Below are 18,879 nucleotides of genomic sequence, written 5' to 3' on the forward strand. Positions count from 1 at the left end.
TGCTGGACAAGATAAGTAAAATTATGTAATGTTTATTGTGAACAAGTTAACAGGGAGGTGAGACTATTGACTGGAAAAGAACTAAAGATGATGAGGATAGGGTTAGACATAAAAGCATGCGATATTGCAAAAAAGCTTGTACTATCTAAACAATACATAAGCATGATGGAGAACGATAAGCGCCCGATACCTGAACACTTATTAAGCAAATGGACTGCACTATTAAAATAGAGGAGAGATATTAATGGAGAACAATTCATTCGAAATACTAGTTAAACCAGTGAGACAAGTATTTTACGATACAGCAACGGGCTATGGAGTATATGCATGTGATACTAAGGAAAAAAATAAGGTTGAGCTTAACAATTATGGCAACTTTACTATAAACGGTAATTTACCATTCAGGTTAAATCTATACAAAGAATATAAAGCAAATGTTAAAAGGGAGAAGGGTAAATATGGAATTAGCTATAAGGTAAATTCAATTTTCGAGCCTATACCTGAAACAAGAGAGGGACAGATCGAATACCTTAGATACATACTTACAGATAAACAGGTAGAAGAAATACTTAAAGTTCATCCTTCCGGAAATATACTTAAACTTATCGAAGAAGATAAACTCGATTATAAAAACATCTATGGTATTGGTGTCTTTATTTATGGAAAAATTAAAGACAGAGTAAGAGAGAGTAAGGAGTACCAAGCGGCTTTTGCATTTCTAGGTAAAGCTTCACTCCCTCAGAACCTAGTTATAAAGTTAATTAAGCATTTCAAGACTTCTGCTCAGCTTATCTCAGAGATGAAGAAAAATCCATATTGTATCACTCAAGTAAATGGCATAGGGTTTAAAACAGCGGACCCAGTTGCGCAAAGCCTCGGTGTTAAAGCCAACGATCCTTATAGAATACAAGCAGCAATTGAATATGTAGTTGATCAAGAATCTAATAAAGGTCATGTTTATTGCACTATCGATAAAGCAATTGATGAAGTACATGCACTTATTAATGTAAACCACACATCAATTAGTGAGCAGATTCATAATACACAAGGTCTCTATGTACATAATGATCGGCTCGCACTTAAGTCCCTATACAAAGCTGAGAAGACCATATCAGATAAAATAAAACAATTATCAAGTTGTGGTAGTGGCGTTTTAGAACTTGATGTAGAGAGATTTTTAGATGAGGAAGCAGAGCAGAGTGGCATTCAATTAAGTGAGGAACAGCGAAGTTTCTTCATTAATATGTTTAAATATAACTTTCAATTGCTGGTAGGTAACGCGGGAGCAGGAAAAAGTATGCTGGTTTCAATTCTAATTAAGATTATCGAAACATTGGGTAAAACGTATTCCATGATGTCTCCAACTGCCAAGGCTGCGAAAGTATTAGCACAATATACTGATAGGCCAGTTACAACCATACACAAGGCAATTGGAGTGGGATTAAGTCCAGATATGGAAGAAGCCCAGCAGGTAAACAGTGAGTTTGTAATAGTGGAAGAGACTTCTATGTTGGATTCGGTATTGTGTGCGAAGCTGCTAAGTAAATGCGTAAATCCTAATGTCAGGATACTATTTATTGGCGATAATGCACAGATTCCTTCGGTAGGAGCTGGAAACATATTGCACGATCTTATTAATAGTGACATTCCTAAGACAATTCTTACTCAAGTATTCAGACAGAAAGAAGGGGGCATTTTAGATATAGCAACAAGAACCAGGAAACAGGAGAGATTCCTCGATAATTCAGATAAGGGGATAATTGAATTCGGTAACAACTGTACTATAGCATGTGTTCCCCAAGAAAAAATGGAAGATGGGTTTATTTATTACTATAAGAAACTACTTGAAGAATACGATCCTGAAGAGATAATGGCTTTATCACCTACAAAGAAGAATGGGTTTGGGACAGTCGAAATCAATAAATACATACAATCCGTAGTAAATCCTGAATCAATTGAGAAGAAAGAAATCACTCATGGTCAGGATGAAGTTACTTTTAGAGTACAAGACTACACTATGAATACAACAAATACTTACAATATCGAGGATGTTCAGGGCGATCTAACTACAATTGTTAATGGTGATACCGGTAAAATTATCGATGTTAATCCAGATAAAAAAGAGATTATCGTAGATTTTGGATCTTCTGAGATACCTTTAGAAGCACATCAACTGAAGCAATTGATGCACTCATGGTGTATAACATTACATAAGAGTCAAGGTTCGGGATCCCCTGCAGTAATAATGCTTATAGACAAATCTCATAAATTTAGCCTTAATACCAATTTACTGTATACAGGAATTACAAGGGCTAAGGAGAAGCTTATTATTATTACTCAGGCTGAAACTTACAACTATGCGTTAAAGAAAATGACCAATCTTCAAAGAAATACTTTTCTTAGAGATATGCTAGAAGAACAGGAGCAAGGATTTAGTTTCTAAAATAAAATAAAACTAAGTGATACGGTTATATAGGAGTCTCTGAGACGATATTAATTGTTTCGAGTGTCATTACACTCGGAGACACTACAGCGGCTCTAAGACCCCTTAAAAGTAAAATAAAAGGATGGTCGAATTGAATACAGATGGTTTAAAAGAAGGATTAATAATTAAGAACTATAAGGAGCTTTGCTCTTTGTTAAAGATTGAGTTCAAGACGAGTAGTAAAAACAGAGAATACCAACTGAAGGAGCTCAGCAGATACTGTATGTTCACTAAACAGGGGCATAAGTATCTGATTAATGATGTTTATAATACCCCCCTGCCTAAACAAGACAACAGGGGACTGAGCAAAGGCAGTCGTGGAAATCGAAATGTATACGGTGATTATCTGCAGATGCTTATATTGGAGCTACTAATAAGAAGTAATTCAGGGAAGGAGCTGCTGATTAGTCGTTCCAGACTTATGAAGGCGTTAAAGGTAGTTAACGAAAATTATCATCGATTCATTAATCGGCCAGATAAATTATCAGAAGTGGTGGATATCAAGACAAGCACCATAAAGGACTTTTATGCCACTACGGATAATAACTTGAAAAATGCTATTGAAACGGCATTAAAGAAGCTGCAAAATAAAAGGTTGCTTATGTATAAAACGAGTCAAATAGTAGTTACACAGAACAACGAGCTAAGGGAACCAACATATGAAGAAGCACAATTAATTATGAATCTGGAGAAGACAGTACTTAATACGATGGGATATGGAGACATAGACAGCGTGAGAAAATCCAGTGGTTGGGAATTATTCAAGGAGAACGTTAAAGAACTATTGGCTAAGAACAGTGAGATATCATATTATTTCAATGCTTACCACATTACATTAAATGAGAACCACGCCAATGAAGAGCATCAACAACTAGCCAACCAGACAATTAATGTAGCGCTTGAAAGTGGAGCTGAGAACGTTAAGAAAGTAAATAAGAAGGTAATTGAGAGTCTTAATAAGAATGCAGCAAGAAGGCATGCAAAAGGATTTCTAAATGGCAAGAGCGGTAAAGTTAGATCAGAAGAATCTTATCCGAAGGACGTACAAAGCTTAACCTCTATACTGATTGATCGTAAGGCAGATACAATGTAGATATGTCTTTTCAAAAGTTCCCGAGGAGAATGGGTAGTAAATATGTGTTTTCATACATTTAGATAGATAATATAAAAAAATATGCCTTTTCAAAGTACCTAATATATATATACTTAGGATGTTTGAAAAGGCATATTTTTTGTTTTCTGCCTATGTATTAATATTTAAGACGATTAGTACAAGTGATTTTCTTGTACTAATCAATGTGTTATTTTGCGTCCTTTGCAAAGTAACACCCATATTTTACGTAACTTAACTCTGTATATTAGGACTATATATAATACAACTTATCCTACCCGCTTCGCTGCTAGTCTAAATTGTATTATATATAGTTTTGTCATCCCCGAGTTTCGGGTCTGACACTTGTTTATATGGGGTCTATGGTGTCATACTTACCTGATCTAATGTCCGCAAGTAGAGGCAGAATGAAGGATTTAAAGTAGGGGAGTCTAACGTGTCTTATTTCAGTAAGGTAGTATATGTATTCTCGATCTGTATTTGTATCTCTGAAGGTTATAACTCGTTCACCCATGTCTCTTACAACGGAGACTAACTCATAGCGCATATATATCACCTCCTATTTAGATGATACATTTATTAGTTTAAGCAGGTGTTAGGAAAATGTTAAATAAAATTTAGGGAATTAGGGCGCCATATTGAGGATGAGGAAGAAGCCGTTCAATCGTAAAATTGGAGCTTATGGACAAATGAAGATGCATACTGAGTGATATGATTAGGCTAGATGGAGGCATATGAAGATTATTGAATCGCAGGATAGTTGGTATAAACGAATATTAAGACATGTGGAGATAAAAAGAGGGAGAGATAATAGTAAGTGGAGGAGGAGATATATGCATAGATCAGGAGGCTGACGATTGAGTTGACGATTAAAATGGGAACCGGGCAAGGGAAAACGCAAAAATAGTAGAGGTGTGTAAATGTAAGAGCTACAGGAATATTTGGGATAAGAAGCTGAATTTTGGATGTTTTTGTACCCCCCTTACACTAAAAACCTGCGCATAAGATACGTTATGCGCAGGTTATGGTTAATATTGGTAATTGTATGTATTTAGAGAATCCAGTTTTCAGAGCCGAGGAAGTAGCTTTTTTTAAAAATAGATTGTTAACAGTCAGCTTGCTCCATAGGGCGTTAATGCTTTTGAAATCGTATTGTAACAGCGGCTGGGATTCCGACTACATCTATACTCACTTTATACAATACAACTATATTTATTAATCTATAAATCCATCTATCATATCAAATATTTACTTAATAAATAAACAAGTAAAATAAAATAATTATTGTAATTGTATCGATTTTCCTGTATAATATTACTTATAGGAGGTGGTAATAATGTTTGATTTAATCTTGCTCTACGTAGCCAAAGTTACAGCAATCCTGCTAGCTTTCATCACAATAGCAGAGAAAGTCCAAAACATGGCATACAAGAAACAAGAAAAGCGTTCCAAACGTAAGCGCTCGGCGACCAACCAAAAACGCAAACGTAAGAAACGCTAATCAAATCATTATCTAGGGAAGGGGTTAAAAACCCTTTCCCATATCACTTATCTATAATATAACACCTTATAAGGAGTGTATGCAAGCATGAAGAAACTAATACAATATTCCTCTAAATACTCATTTTTTGTATTCGTATTACTTTATCTTACTATACGTGATTATCCTTTTGGAGATACCTTACAGACAATAGCGGATATAGCTTTACTTGTTGCAACTATAGTCACCATCATTTCAATTGTAGTTGAAAGACGTACCAAATAACATGATAAGTAAAGAAGGGTATGCTTTCCCTTCTACATACTGAGATAAAATAAAATTATATAACAGACCAATCAACTTAAAGCGGTAACTTATTCATTAAATATCAAAACGTATAACAGCACGTCCGATTAGTTACGGGGACTTTTTAGCGGATCCTCAATTCAAGAGGAGGACTCAATGGACCCTTAAGCAATGACGAGTTAAAAGATTCAGCTTTCATACGCAAAATAACTAATTAAAGGTGTAATTGAGTTGTTTGAACGATATGCATTAAAAGAAAGGGTATCACAATCAAAATTCCAAAGGAACGGGAAGAATATTGTTCAACGCTAAACTACATGCTACATTGAACCGTTAATTATAATACCCTGATCAATTCCAGTTTGATACAATAGTGGGTGGTAGAGACTATAAAATACTTTGAAGTATACTTTTAAGTCTTTTGCAAATCATTGAGAAAAATGTCTTCTTAGAATTAAATAACCAGGAGAGTAAAAATGAAATATTTTTATATTGCTAGATTAAACGGACTGAAGATTGAAGGTAAGTTAAATAGAGGGATTCAAGTAGTAGACAATTTACGTATCTCCAATAACAAAGATAGAATAGAAAAAAAATGTGACGATTTTTTTAAACACCTGGTTGGTAAGTTAGAATATGATCATTTATTTGAAGGTAGTTATGTCTATGCTGAAGGTGATTACGAATTTGATAAGCATAATGATGAAGCAAAGAGAATGGATCTATTAAACTATTTCTTGAAGGTAAGTCAAGTTGTAAGTTCTTGTCTTTGGTTAATTAAAGATAATAGTATTTCAACAGAACAAGGTTTCTTATATATTTACGGAAACGAATTCATAAAAAAATCTGTTAGTTCAAATGGTAGAACAAATAATTTCCTAAACGCTACCGGGAATAGAGTGGAAACATTATATACTTTAGATGAGCTTAAACAAGGCTTAGATATCAATCAAAAACAATTCAACAGTAAAGATATGGCTAGGTTAGATAATGCAGCAGCGGCTGATATGGTTACAAATAAGGCTACTCGTTTAGAAAGGTTTAATAATTTCCTCGATACTGCAAGAACCGAGATTTATGTACCAAACAAAATTTCGACGTATTGTACTGCCTTAGAAACACTCCTTTCAACCGATAACCAAGAAATCGGGCATAAAATAGCAGAAAGACTAGCAAGATTATTAGGTAAAGACTCTACTGAGAGAATAGAGATCTTTAACTTTATCAAACTAGCCTATGGTATTAGGTCAGCAAATGTTCATGGCGATAAATTGCCGAAGAAGTTTCGAGATCTTAATGCACAGTATGAAGTGTCAATTAAGCTAGATAATTACATACGTAAATTTTTCACACTTGTTTTAGAAAATGAAGAGCTGATTACCTTATACGAAGGTGATAATAAAGAGGATTTAAATATGTACTACAGAGAGCTAATTTTTACTTAATAAAATGAATCCCAATCTTTAACAGAATCGGATATCACTCCTTTAGCTAAGGATATTAATACCAAATTAAAGAACCTTGAATAAGTTAGACAATATTGTGAAAGAAGTGATTTGATGAAGGTGAATGTGAAGAGCATGTGCCCTGAATGCAACAGAACAAATAGAGATAATTCCCAGCTAATTGACGTTAATGTACCTTTAAATGAATCGGGTATATATACAGTGGAGTGTAGTTTTGGACATAAGACACGACATATTATGGGTGTTCAGCATTTCGAAGTTTTATTTGAGTTAGGTATTATGTCATTATTAGATGGATACTATCGGGAAAGTATACCAAATTTCACTGCCGCGTATGAACGCTTTTATGAGTACTGTATCCACCTATTCTTGATAAAAAACAATGTGGGGGTAAAAGAAAGAAAGGCTACTTGGAAAAGAGTGTCAAATAACTCAGAATATCAAGCTGCTGCATTTTATTATATGTATCTAAATGAATTCAAAGAAGTACCTCCTGAAGTAGATCAGAAAAAAATAAAGGCTTTTCGCAATAAGGTTGTTCATAAAGGTTACTTTCCTCAAGAAGAGGAAACTCTTGAATATGCTAGGTATTGTTACGAATATATTGTTGGGATTCTTCAGAAAATGTTTTCAAATGAAGAGTTTCGTGTTTCCTCCTTCCACTTTGATGTAGAGGGTAGGTTTTCTCAAGAGGAAGGTTTGGATACGACAAGTATAGTTCCAATTACAATGATAGGTACACAAACTGGAGCACAAGATTTCAGTGATCGTGATTTTGATGAAAGATTGGATTATATTAAAAACCATAAACGTTGGATTATTAAATAAAGCATCCCAAGTAGGGTGCTTTTTCTATTAGAGTTGTAGATAACTACGACGGAGCCTAGGGCAACACGCATAAAAGGAAAGGATTGAAATTGAAGAAATACATACTGGATGCCTATGATCTTGATTCGATAAGATGATATGGATCTTTTACCCTTGATCTGACAGTGTGCACTTTTGGATGTGCTCTATATATTTCGGCTATTGCATTAGCATGTGTTTCTAATTAGCTGAATCTTGTTTTATGATGATTGAAAATATCAACCAAACTTGTCCATACGATACCTATTTCATTAAGCATTTCTTGATTTATATCATAATCCTTAAACAGTAATTTCTTTACTAATGTCATTTGTAATCCCCCTTATCTATTGTATTATCATACCTCTGTGTGTATTAAATGTGCATTTAATATCTCGAACTGAAGATCTATTGTATAATGTAGGGTACTACTAACAATTGTGGTTATTAATACCTTATATTTTTAAGTTAAAGATATATTAGGAGTAGTAATCACTTCAGCTGACAATTAAATTTCAGTTTTATAGAGAGAAAGAGAGAGATACTATGGCATTTGAAGATACCTATAACAATATAAAATCAAAAGTAGCGACTATGGAAGCAACAGTAAGAGTAGATAAAATTCAACAAGATGGAATATTAATTCATACAGTAGAGGACTTTCTGAAGCTGTGTAGCACTTTAAAATCAGAAATAGTATTTTATCAGTACATCAGTTATGATCCAGAATCCTATCTTATACGGACAGACAGAGAATATCACAACGTTAAAGCCTTAAACGATGAAATAATTAATAAAATAATTGGATACAATAATTCGCTTCCAGGTTTCAATTCTGATGAACCTATACAACTTATTGTTTACCAAGTTTGCTTTGGTCAGATCTATTTCTATTATGAGGTCAACGAACGTTATTTGCATCTAGTTGAACCAGACATAGAATTAGAAAATATCATATTAGATGTGACAGAGAACATAAGTGATCAAGAAATTAATGACTTAAGAAATCAAGAGATTAAGGCTAATAGGAATCAGCTCAGTGAGGTAGTAGAAATCATAACCAATCATAAAGTGTTCCAAGCAGCAACTAATGAGGCTAGCACAAAAGAATTTGCTATAAGCTTTTTTGATGAGTATCCAGAGTATTATAAAGTTATTAATAAAGCTCAACACATTCACCCTATTAAGTATGTTATAAATTTGGGCATTAAATATCGCAAAGCAAATAAATGAATGGTTATTAGGATAAAATACGGATTTTATTAAACGGTAAGAGTGGAGGGTATATTCTTGAATGAAGACAAAAAAAACGATAAACAAGGTCACTATTACTTAGCCACATTACTCGTAAGGCTATTCCCGAATCAAATAAGAACTATTAGAGAGAAAACTACACATGTGGCAAGAGATTTATTAAAGGCTCTGCAAGAAATGCAACAGGATATTGAAATTATAAGTGAGGTAGAATCTGAGTTAAAAAAAACTCTACTTCAATTAGGATTCCCACCCAACTTGGATCATCTATATACTAGAAGCTATAGTGAACTACTATGCAAAATAAGGAGCTCACATACTGAAGATCAATTACTGAAAGATCTAAACGAATATATGTGTAATTTATTTAATGATGAGGTTATTGACGAAATTTTTATGGAATGGGAAAGTTTTCACTCAATTAATAGGAGACGAAAAATCTTACATGAAATTATAGAGTGTCACAAACACGGATTTTATTTTACATCTATTCCGGCTGCCCTTACTCAGATTGAAGGGAGCGTTATGGATGCTTTCAAAATCACTGGTGAAACGAAAAATGGAGCTCATTATATTATGCTGGAAGAGCTTTTAGAAACTGATTTTGAAAAAGAGGTACATGTTTTTTATACAGATCATATTAAGGGAAGGTTTATTTTAGGTGCTGATTTAAGAAACGCTATAGGAAGAAATGCGATACTTCACGGCTATGATACTGGTTATGGTACAGAACTAAGTTCGTTAAAAGTCATTCTATTTTTAGACTATCTATTCAAAAGAATAGAACTTTTAGATGATAGTGATATAAAACCTTTTTTAGAAAGGAATAGAAATAGAATATTTAAATAAGGAGCATACTTGTTTGGAGTTTTAGTTAATCAAAACTTTTTGAACAATGGATAAACAAGAGGCATTCCAGAAGGCATTTTAGCCATATTTCTAATGGTGCTTTAAAGAGACAAAATAGGGGGTGGGACAATAGATTTAAATAAAACCAGTAAACCAGTCTTTTATTTGTTAAAGTTTTAGATATAAGCAATGAAGATGAAAGTTTATTGAAGGTGGACTTGAGGATGACTTAATTCCTTCCCTTGTAACTTTACATAAGAAAAGACCGGTCAAAACTTTCTAGTGTGTAGAAGTGGTTACGACATATAAGTGAAATAAAATAAATTATTGACCTATAATTAGTATAGTTTTATAATTTAGTTCTAATCAAATTAGTGGGGTAAATTAAAATGAACTTAATTAAATGGGCAGTGAATGATATAAATAATCTTATCTGACTGAGTTATGGATCGAGCGAGATGCTTATATTGATACTTTAGAATTGCGAGGTATAAGACCAGTTTGTCATCTAGTGCGATTACAAGTAAAACAATCAAAGATTACCACGAGGAGTACAACCAATATAAGCAAAACTGTTTAGATATTCGGATTCCATACCATTGTTTCGATAGTTGGTTACTAAACCAGAGTTTAGAGAAGAAAGGATTAAACAAAGAGGGAAAAACTAGCTGTATTAGGCTCAATGCCATAACTCAATTAAAGAGAAGGCTGTAATTAGGAGCAGACTGAAGAACGAATTTAGTATTGAAGTTTATTCCAGAGGAGGGCAACGTTCTTTGTGAGCATTAAATTTGTATATTAATATATAAAATAAAATTACATATTTATTTATATTTGTTAAGTTGTAAATAGAAAAAAGACGATAAATTAACAAATGATTTAGCTTGCTTGGAGTAAAAAAACACCTCACCCCTTGATATATAAATTCTGTCAGCATAGACGATTCAATCTAATGCAAGCCATAATGGCAAGTTTGCCAATAGAATGGTTAGCCAGTATAACGAACAACATTATAAAACAACTTTGTATGTAGAATTTAGATAATGCAGGTCAGTACACTTTTTTAGTTAAAATGAACCTGAAGGAAAACTTGAAGAGCGATCGGTTTTTAAACTTTGAAGATGTTTATGAATAAGAGTATAAGTTAATTTAATTCACTTATATATAATTAATTTGTATACTAATTAAAAGGCACATTTTATCTCAAAAACCTAGATAAATTTGGGTCTTTTAGTTGTGTTCTAAAATCACATATGATAAGATTTATTCAAATAAAATAAAATGAATGGAAATATGAGTGGAGGGGTATAATGTTAACAGAGATCTTTGATTATTATAAGAGAAACATTCGTCGGTTGAATGAAAAACAATTGAAGAAAACTTTGCATGATATCAATAAAACTCAACGATTGCTGCATGTGGGAATCAATGAATTAAAAGTGAAACAGAAGGAAGAAATGAGGTGTCTAAATGGGTGATTCTATAATAAAATTTCCGAGCACTTCACTTCAAGAAGATATCTACATATATCTAGAAGAATTGCAAAATCACTCACCTAATACTCGAGAAAGTTATGAGAGGGATATCAGAGAGTTTTTCTTTTTTAAACCAGTTGAAAAAAAATTAGAACATGTATATGAAAACGATATGAAACAAATTAGAAAAACTGATTTATTAAGTTATAGAAACTATCTCTCTACAATAAAGAATAATAGCAATAAAACTATAAATATTAAGATCTATTAAAAGTTTCTTTCGTTTCTTTGCTTCAGAGTTTAATCTTAACCTATCTATTTTTGATTTCAGACAATTAACTGAACCAACTGATAGAACATATGATCCAATTAGTATTACTGAAGTTGACTTATTTACAGATGCTGCATTAAGATTTGAACTTCACAACGCTAGATCTAAATGTAATCTATTGAAATTTGCAGCCAGAACCTCTTTAAGGCTTTCTGAGTGTCTAAACATCTTAAAAAGAGACTTGGTGGTATGTAAGGACTATGTAAAAGTAAAAGCATTACAAAAAGGAAAGAAAGAATTTGAAACAGCAATCTCTATTGATTTTTATCGAGAGTTATTAGAGAGTGGACTAAAAAATTTGTCGGATAATGATAAAGTCTTTGGTGAACTAAAAGCAAGAACAATTGAGACTATGATTCAAAGGTTAAAAAAGCACATAGGATTTTCTGAGGATCGTAATATAGTGTTTCATAGTTTTAGGGGAGTAGCAATAAATTATGAGTACGATGTCTCAGGGGATATTAAGAAGGCTATGCTACAAGGCAATCATAGTAATTCTGTAACTACTTTCAAATATTATCTTGATAAACAGAGAGACCTTTCAAATGCACCAGGCGTTAAAATGGATAAAGAAGAAAATAGAGAATTCTTAAAAGAACTCTCCAAAGAAGACTATATGAATTTTTTTGAGAATGTTAAAATAGATACATTAAATGAATTAAAAAGATATTTGAAGAATAGATAAAAAGGAATGATTTCATGGTACAATTACTCACAGAAGAATCGGTTTCGACATTAACCGACAAATTAATCGAGACAATTGACTCTTTAAGACACGAAAAGAAATTTACAAGTAACATTAAACAATTTTTAGCAACTAATTACAGCTTGTCTCCAGGACAGGTGCAAGGAATTATTAATGATACTTCTAAAATAAAAGGACTTAACTCCCCAGAACTCTATGTGTATGCTGAAGCAGTCTACAACTTTACTGAAAAGGAGGAAGTAGATCCTGATAAATATTATCCAACGAGAATGGCAAAAGAGATAGCTACAGAATTTAAGGGAGAAACAGAGGAAACTGTTTCATTTCCGTATGTATTTGAAGGTATTGAACAAGTTGCTGAGGACGACTTTATTGGTACTATAAAAGCCTCTGAAATTAAAAAGCTAATGGATAGTCAACTTATACAATATAACTTTGATACTCAAAGAGAGGCACGACTAAGAAAAAACAGCAAGACAGAAGAAATAATCCCAATTCCTAAAGTCAATGAATCAAGTGTGAATGAAATAGTTAATCTAATTAAGAATGATGATTTAATTTCTTCAATGCTTACTTTTAATGCGCGCTTAGGATCTGGAGACACTCCTGGAGAAGAAATAATATATAATTCAGATGATCGGACTTTAACGATAAATCCTGGTACACTGTTTGACTGTATGGATGGATTTCACCGGGTCTCCGGAATTGTAACTGCATTACTACAATATCCTGATAAGGACATGATCTTTAAGATAAACATTCTAAACTTTACAGTGGAGAAAGCTCGAGCATACTTTGCACAAATGAATACGGTTAATCCAGTATCAAAAGCACAGATTGAGCGTTTTGCTAAAAAGAATTATTCTACATTTGTTGTAGAACAATTAGAGTACTCAAGTGAACTTAAGAGTAGAGTTTCAACTTCTCATGGTATGAATAGTAAAGCAGTAGTAACCTTTAATACGTTAACGGCAGCAATAGATGAAAATTGGTCACTAAAAAATAAGTTTGAAGCTATTCAACTAAGTAAATATCTTGGAGAGTTTATAAATAACTTGTTCTATGCATATCCAGAGGAATTTCTAGGAGATAGTAAAACATCTCGGCCATATTTAACTATGAATAATATGTTTTTCGGTTATATGAAATTGGCTAAAAGGATGCAGGAGAATAATGTTAGTCTAATGAATTTAAATAGCATTTTAGATAAGATAGATTTTTCAAAAGATAGTAAAGACTTTACAAGCACTAAGGGAAAAGGTGCTAAACAACAGTTGGATATTATAAGGAATGTGTTTAGTGATATTAGTGTTACAATTTAGGAGGAAATCTTATGGCTAAGCTGTACAATAATGAAATGAAAGAGGCTTTCTTAAGACATTTAGAAAAAACCCATAATGAAGAAACAGCTAAAGTTTATATGTATTCTTTAAAGAGAGCAAAGGAAATGGAAGAGTTTTTAAATAAAGATCTTTCAACATTTACAGAGAAACAAATTTTAGAAGTAATAATGGCTGGGGATCATGCTAGTGAAACTGCAGCTAGAAGTGTATTAACTCATTTAAGAAGTTATATTAATTGGGCAATTGTAAATGGCTTAACCTCTTCTAATATTAATATGGCGGATAGAATTACAACAGATCATTTAAAAACAGCGATTGGGCACAATAAGAAGTTCCATATAACCGAAAAGGATTTAATCGAGCTAGAAAACAACCTTGTTAACGCGCAAGATAAGGTGGTTGTTCGACTTATATTTGAAGGTGTATTTGGTAAACAATTTGCAGAGATAAGAAATTTGAAAAAAGATGATATAGATACAACAAATAATAGTATATTGTTAACTGATTTGAAAAATGAACAGAGGAATCTTAAAGTTAGTAGTACATGTATTAAGGTAATTAAAGATGCTTTAGATCAAGAGAATTATGAATACAATAACGGTAAGTCTACAACATCAGTAAAAGATGCACCACTATTAGATAACGGATTTGTAATAAGACAGAAATTGGCCGGAAGAAACCGAGAAGGCTCAAATGAACCTATACCTAGTTTTCATATATATCGTATTTTTGATGTGTTAAAAACAGTAACTAACAACCCATATCTAGATCCAAACAAAGTGAGACAATCTGGACAGCTTTATTGTGGATATAAACACCTAATGGATGGCGGCACTTTAGACAATGACTTTTATGATAAATTATCAGATCGGTTCAATATATCAAAAAGACAAAATTTCCATAAGTTAAAAAATGAGGTTAATGAAGAGTCAATTAATAGTTTATATAGCATTAAAGAAAACCATCCAAGCTAAGAAGGGTGGTTTTTTGCTGGAGTTAGTAAAATAAAATACAAAAAAATGTGGTAACCCGGGATATCTTATAGTAAAATGGTAGCAAATCAACTTAAATATGTAAAAAGAATGCCCTTACAGAAGATGCGGAATTCACATTTAGTAAAAAGGTAGTAATCCATTTAGATCGCTGTGCATTGCAGTGCAGGGAGAAGCCATCTCCCTGCACTGCGGAGGTTATTCTTTATCAACCCACTCAATAGATCGTCGTCTACGCGGCAATTTAGCGCAAAGGCGATTTAACGGGCTGTAGCAATGTTCATTGATGGTATCTGCCCGGTTACATAGTTAAGCCTATATCTTCCAAAATCTAGCTAATTCAAATAATGACCCTTTCATGATATTGTCAACGGACAGTCTCATCGTGTTAAATTGCTTGCATGTCAGCTGGGTAATGATACCTATTATTAGTCCTATAAACGTTCTGCTTATAGGCAATACATTACATAAATTTGCATATTTGCTGGAAAAATGCACGAACACAATGTATAATTAAAAGAACAAAAGCGAACATTTGTTCTTATTTAAATTAAAATGGCAAATTTTATTCTTAGGAGAGAGATAACTTGAGTAAAAAAATAGCGCAGGTAAGCCTTACAGTCAATGTAACAGTTCTAGTAGATGTAGAACAGGATCCAGCAGACACCGAAGAACAGCTCAGAGAGGCTGCAATTGAAGCTCAAGATGATCTCTATGTTACTCAAGATGGGGAACGCAAAAAGTTAAGAATTGAAGGCATACACGTTGATGATGCTTACGTACTTGAAGATGAAGAAATAACTGGATCATACATAGAAGATCTTGAAAGGTAAAATAAAAAAAGAGGCTAATTATTAGCTTCTTTTTTTATTTTACTTGTCGATAATTTGATGGAAAAAGAACAAATTATATCAAATTTATTTGGCGCTTATAGAGAGGAATGATTAGAAATGAGCTACGTTGAAGGGCATAAAATAACAAGCAATAAACAATAGTAGCCAGACTATACTGAAATAACCCTGATTAAAGAAGCTAAAGCTGTGTACTGCTCTTTTTAACACAAACAATAGCTTAGTAAATGAATGCTGATGGAGTATTTTTGATTAACAATATTGATAAAAAGTGAATTTTATCGCATAGATCATTAGCATATTTTTTAATACCGTTATGCTAATCCACCTCATTATTTTTACCACGCATACACTATTATTAGGAAAGAGGTGGAAAATATGAATAGAGGAAACCCATTTAAGCGGAGAAGGTATTGGAGAGAACAGAAAGACTGTCCATGCCCTGTGGCCCATTGTGAAGCAAGTGAGTGTGAAGAGCGAAGAGAAGCATTTTCTTCTGGAGGAACTTATATTGCAGACAATCCTAGTATAGGACTTGTTGAATATTATAAGCGAACTGACTAGCTTTTATAAATGCAAAATGTGTACAGAGATACCTGGATTTTCACTGGCAACAGTAGATCAGTTAGCCATAGCTGCTGGGGATTTTTTGACTAATGGAGAACCTTTATGTCCAATGTTAATTTGGGCGCAACGTAATGGTATGCCTGTACTCGTACGTGTTGATCCATCAAGCTCTAGTCCAATAGTTGAAATTAACGAGAAGATTTCCCACAAATGTTTAGCTTACAGTGTGTGTTCTAGAGTACTTGTGCCATAGTCAGCCGTGAATAATCGGCTAACTTAATCCGAGTGAACAAAGTAGAACAAAATAAGTAAATTAAAAAAGGAAAATATCGCCTTAGTTTTTTGTACCATGAATATATTTCAATAAAGTTGAAGTTAGGCTCTTTCGTTCAAGGGTCTAACGGTTAATTAGCACACATTCTTTGATATCATTATGAAGTCAACTTCCATAATGGGAACCACTCATAAATAGTAATGAGGAAAGAGGTGAGAAAATGACTCGAGGAAATCCCTTTAAACAAAGAAGATATCTGAGAGAACAGAAAGGCTGTCCGTGCCCTGTAACCCCTTGCGAATCACTTGAGTGTGAAGAGCCTCGGGATGATTTTGAATCTGAAAATCCACACTTTTGGCAAAATCCTGATCCATTAGGAGTTAACTTAAACTTTTATTTTGTTAATGAGTTGTCAGGATTTGAACCATGTACAGAACTTCCTGGGTATGACCGCCCGTGCTTTCAGAGATAATCCAAATTAGTTCATCATTTCAAGTTGATGGTTGCTTCTTATGTCCTATGCTGGTATGGATTACGAACAATGGCATCCCAACTCTAGTGTTATTATCTCCTGATAGCAATAGCCCCGTTAGAATATTAGCTACACCTTCCTTAACTTGTCGTGCTTATAAAGTATGTGTTCGACCTGTTTTATAACACGCCAATGCTTACCGGCTTGTCTACATATATATAAGTAAAACTATCTTTTTATTTGTAGGAGGAGCAAGACATAGAAGGCAATAGATATAGGAAACTTAAAGGGAAAGTCTTTTCTCACAGCGTATTTCTCCCAAGCAATCCTAAATACTCGTGTAGTTTTAAGTCACTGTCCCCATCATGCCACTCAGATATTCTATAGTAAACATTATCGTTAGTGAGTTTCATACTTACAATCTTTTCTTGATCAATGTAGATTCTAATTGGTATTCTTACGTCTTTTAATACTTCTAGAATCGTTTACCTTTCCCCAGTCGAACAAATCCACTTCTTTTGCTTGTTCACTATTAATAGATCGTACGCTACCATCTTCTTTCAGTATCTGGTACGATATTATTGTTTTGAATACATTCTCTTCTCTTAATATGTACGGATATATCTTTCCAGTTTTGTTTTCAACAACATATCCTTGAAATTCGTTAAACCTAGGATGCTCTTTAAAAATAATTGTTGGATTGCTTTTAGAGCGAAACCAATTTAGTAGCTTATTTTAAGTAAGTACGCTACGATAGCAAGTACTATAGCTGTAACAAGTCCACCTACAGCACTTACTATAATCTGATCAAGTAAAGTGAGCTTTGTTTTTATTAGATAAGATAGCATTATAATTATCCCTTCTATAATGGTGTTGCTACTAATATAACATTAAGCCTCTCTTCCTTCTTGGTAAAGATAAATTCTGAAAGGAAGGCAGGATTTTTATACCCAAATATCAAAGAATCTTTTCAGCCGTGGACTTATACGATTGAGTTGCCAGGCGCTACTATGACCAATGACACGCTCTGGCATTCCTATGCAATAGATTCAGGAAAAAAGGTTTTGAACTTTATTAGAGAGTAAAAAAGAGCGACTATTTTAGTCGCTCTAGTTGTTTTTGTGGTTTTCTGAATTGTTCTTCGAACATATCTCTAAAACTTTAAGAAGATATTGACATAAACATATAAGTAAAATAAAATAATAATTATATAAAAATAGAGGTGATAGAGTGAATTTAGAGGAACTGGATAACATCTTAGACATGGAAACCGATATAGAGAAACTTAGAAAAGTGGATAAATCACTACATAGTTAAGCAAGCGATTAAGTTAGAGAAAAAGATAGTCTCAAGACTGTGAACTGCAGGCAGAATGGATATCACGGATGGGAGATATATGCTTCAGGTTACATAAAAGAATATCAAGGGGCAAGCTTCTTCAAAATTAAACAGATAAATAAAAGATTTGTTTTATAAGAAAGACGATTGAAATTTTTTAAAAGTATTAATAAGATGACATTGCCTAAAAGATTCAGAGCATCATCATATTAAAGACGTGATTATGGAGGAGAAAATAAAATGAAAAACCCAAGATGCCACTTAGTTCAAAAAGGTCTTTGTAATGGCAAATTTATAGCTGAAGCAAAAGAGGAGAAAGAACAGTTCTGTTTATGCAATTGTTAAAGAAATTAAGAAACAAATTAAGGGTGATAAAAGCACAAATATTAAATAAAACAAAATCAACTACCAAAAGGAGGCTGTTGTATGAAGGATTATCAAAAGCATTATAATGAGTTTTGGAAACAGATTATTGAGGACTCAAACGGCAATGTCAGAATGGATCAACTAATGCGAGAGCTCTCAGAGTACAGCGACATAATGAAAAATGCTACATATGTTTACTCTAGCCTTACGCCGGTAAGCAAGTTCAACACTGATCCAACATACATAGTAAATTACGTTAATGACACCATGATACATAGAGAGATGGCAGCAGATGATCTTGAAGAAATGACAGATGAAAACGGGATGGTATCCTTGGAAGACATACAGCAATATTTGAGTACATAAC

16 protein-coding genes are annotated in these 18,879 nt (G+C 33.2%); 15 read left to right on the plus strand and 1 reads right to left on the minus strand.

The features are described 5' to 3' along the window. The first annotated feature begins 66 nt into the window (after positions 1 to 66). The 6 genes from CRO17_RS17350 to CRO17_RS07055 all read left to right on the plus strand — a co-directional run bounded on the left by CRO17_RS17350 (position 67) and on the right by CRO17_RS07055 (position 7,676). The gene (locus tag CRO17_RS17350) at positions 67 to 231 is read left to right on the plus strand and encodes a helix-turn-helix domain-containing protein (RefSeq protein WP_143595999.1); all 165 of its coding nucleotides are present in this window, start codon (positions 67 to 69) and stop codon (positions 229 to 231) included. A gap of 13 nt (positions 232 to 244) precedes the next feature. Beyond that, positions 245 to 2,443 carry an AAA family ATPase gene (locus CRO17_RS07035; RefSeq protein ID WP_097040712.1) on the plus strand — a complete coding sequence of 733 codons (2,199 nt, stop codon included), beginning with the start codon at positions 245 to 247 and terminating at the stop codon, positions 2,441 to 2,443. Between the two features lie 133 nt (positions 2,444 to 2,576). Then, the gene (locus CRO17_RS07040; protein ID WP_097040714.1) at positions 2,577 to 3,578 is read left to right on the plus strand and encodes a hypothetical protein; all 1,002 of its coding nucleotides are present in this window, start codon (positions 2,577 to 2,579) and stop codon (positions 3,576 to 3,578) included. A 1,354-nt stretch (positions 3,579 to 4,932) separates the two neighbouring features. Next, on the plus strand, positions 4,933 to 5,097 hold the full coding sequence (locus CRO17_RS17465; protein WP_179636890.1) for a hypothetical protein: 165 nt from the start codon (positions 4,933 to 4,935) through the stop codon (positions 5,095 to 5,097). A 761-nt stretch (positions 5,098 to 5,858) separates the two neighbouring features. After that, a complete protein-coding gene (locus tag CRO17_RS07050; RefSeq protein ID WP_097040718.1) occupies positions 5,859 to 6,827 on the plus strand; it encodes a HEPN domain-containing protein in 969 nt (322 codons plus the stop codon). Positions 6,828 to 6,941: 114 nt separating this feature from the next. Further along, positions 6,942 to 7,676, plus strand: coding sequence for a ribonuclease HepT family protein (locus CRO17_RS07055; protein ID WP_097040719.1), 735 nt, complete (start codon positions 6,942 to 6,944; stop codon positions 7,674 to 7,676). A gap of 223 nt (positions 7,677 to 7,899) precedes the next feature. On the opposite strand, the gene CRO17_RS17855 is transcribed toward CRO17_RS07055, so the two are convergent. Then, positions 7,900 to 8,025: a hypothetical protein gene (locus CRO17_RS17855; protein ID WP_281253806.1), complete on the minus strand. Its 126-nt coding sequence runs from the start codon at positions 8,023 to 8,025 to the stop codon at positions 7,900 to 7,902. A gap of 215 nt (positions 8,026 to 8,240) precedes the next feature. Here CRO17_RS17855 and CRO17_RS07060 point away from each other — a divergent pair, with 215 nt between their 5' ends. The 9 genes from CRO17_RS07060 to CRO17_RS07095 all read left to right on the plus strand — a co-directional run bounded on the left by CRO17_RS07060 (position 8,241) and on the right by CRO17_RS07095 (position 18,878). Then, positions 8,241 to 8,927 carry a hypothetical protein gene (locus CRO17_RS07060; RefSeq protein WP_097040721.1) on the plus strand — a complete coding sequence of 229 codons (687 nt, stop codon included), beginning with the start codon at positions 8,241 to 8,243 and terminating at the stop codon, positions 8,925 to 8,927. A 57-nt stretch (positions 8,928 to 8,984) separates the two neighbouring features. Further along, entirely contained in the window at positions 8,985 to 9,797 is an 813-nt protein-coding gene (locus tag CRO17_RS07065; RefSeq protein WP_097040723.1) for a hypothetical protein, read from the plus strand. A gap of 1,310 nt (positions 9,798 to 11,107) precedes the next feature. Continuing rightward, on the plus strand, positions 11,108 to 11,275 hold the full coding sequence (locus CRO17_RS17470; RefSeq protein ID WP_179636892.1) for a hypothetical protein: 168 nt from the start codon (positions 11,108 to 11,110) through the stop codon (positions 11,273 to 11,275). After that, a complete protein-coding gene (locus CRO17_RS07070) occupies positions 11,268 to 11,543 on the plus strand; it encodes a site-specific integrase (RefSeq protein ID WP_097040725.1) in 276 nt (91 codons plus the stop codon). The genes CRO17_RS17470 and CRO17_RS07070 overlap by 8 nt, the downstream gene beginning before the upstream one ends. Before the next feature lie 103 nt (positions 11,544 to 11,646). Continuing rightward, complete coding sequence (locus tag CRO17_RS07075; RefSeq protein ID WP_281253818.1) at positions 11,647 to 12,288, plus strand: site-specific integrase; 642 nt, start codon at positions 11,647 to 11,649, stop codon at positions 12,286 to 12,288. A 14-nt stretch (positions 12,289 to 12,302) separates the two neighbouring features. Then, complete coding sequence (locus CRO17_RS07080) at positions 12,303 to 13,631, plus strand: DNA sulfur modification protein DndB (protein WP_097040729.1); 1,329 nt, start codon at positions 12,303 to 12,305, stop codon at positions 13,629 to 13,631. An 11-nt stretch (positions 13,632 to 13,642) separates the two neighbouring features. Next, complete coding sequence (locus CRO17_RS07085) at positions 13,643 to 14,626, plus strand: tyrosine-type recombinase/integrase (RefSeq protein WP_097040731.1); 984 nt, start codon at positions 13,643 to 13,645, stop codon at positions 14,624 to 14,626. A gap of 605 nt (positions 14,627 to 15,231) precedes the next feature. Beyond that, entirely contained in the window at positions 15,232 to 15,477 is a 246-nt protein-coding gene (locus CRO17_RS07090; protein ID WP_097040733.1) for a hypothetical protein, read from the plus strand. A gap of 3,095 nt (positions 15,478 to 18,572) precedes the next feature. Further along, positions 18,573 to 18,878, plus strand: a complete 306-nt coding sequence (locus CRO17_RS07095; RefSeq protein WP_097040736.1) for a hypothetical protein — start codon at positions 18,573 to 18,575, stop codon at positions 18,876 to 18,878. Position 18,879: the final 1 nt, after the last annotated feature.

The organism is Terribacillus aidingensis (assembly GCF_900215625.1).
In the GTDB taxonomy this organism is placed as follows: domain Bacteria; phylum Bacillota; class Bacilli; order Bacillales; family Amphibacillaceae; genus Terribacillus; species Terribacillus aidingensis.

Coding starts and splice junctions, on each gene's coding strand:
- CRO17_RS07035 (WP_097040712.1), top strand. CDS start 245: ATGGAGAACAATTCATTCGAAATACTAGTTAAACCAGTGAGACAAGTA.
- CRO17_RS17465 (WP_179636890.1), top strand. CDS start 4,933: ATGTTTGATTTAATCTTGCTCTACGTAGCCAAAGTTACAGCAATCCTG.
- CRO17_RS07050 (WP_097040718.1), top strand. CDS start 5,859: ATGAAATATTTTTATATTGCTAGATTAAACGGACTGAAGATTGAAGGT.
- CRO17_RS07055 (WP_097040719.1), top strand. CDS start 6,942: ATGAAGGTGAATGTGAAGAGCATGTGCCCTGAATGCAACAGAACAAAT.
- CRO17_RS17855 (WP_281253806.1), bottom strand. CDS start 8,025: ATGACATTAGTAAAGAAATTACTGTTTAAGGATTATGATATAAATCAA.
- CRO17_RS07060 (WP_097040721.1), top strand. CDS start 8,241: ATGGCATTTGAAGATACCTATAACAATATAAAATCAAAAGTAGCGACT.
- CRO17_RS17470 (WP_179636892.1), top strand. CDS start 11,108: ATGTTAACAGAGATCTTTGATTATTATAAGAGAAACATTCGTCGGTTG.
- CRO17_RS07070 (WP_097040725.1), top strand. CDS start 11,268: ATGGGTGATTCTATAATAAAATTTCCGAGCACTTCACTTCAAGAAGAT.
- CRO17_RS07080 (WP_097040729.1), top strand. CDS start 12,303: ATGGTACAATTACTCACAGAAGAATCGGTTTCGACATTAACCGACAAA.
- CRO17_RS07085 (WP_097040731.1), top strand. CDS start 13,643: ATGGCTAAGCTGTACAATAATGAAATGAAAGAGGCTTTCTTAAGACAT.
- CRO17_RS07095 (WP_097040736.1), top strand. CDS start 18,573: ATGAAGGATTATCAAAAGCATTATAATGAGTTTTGGAAACAGATTATT.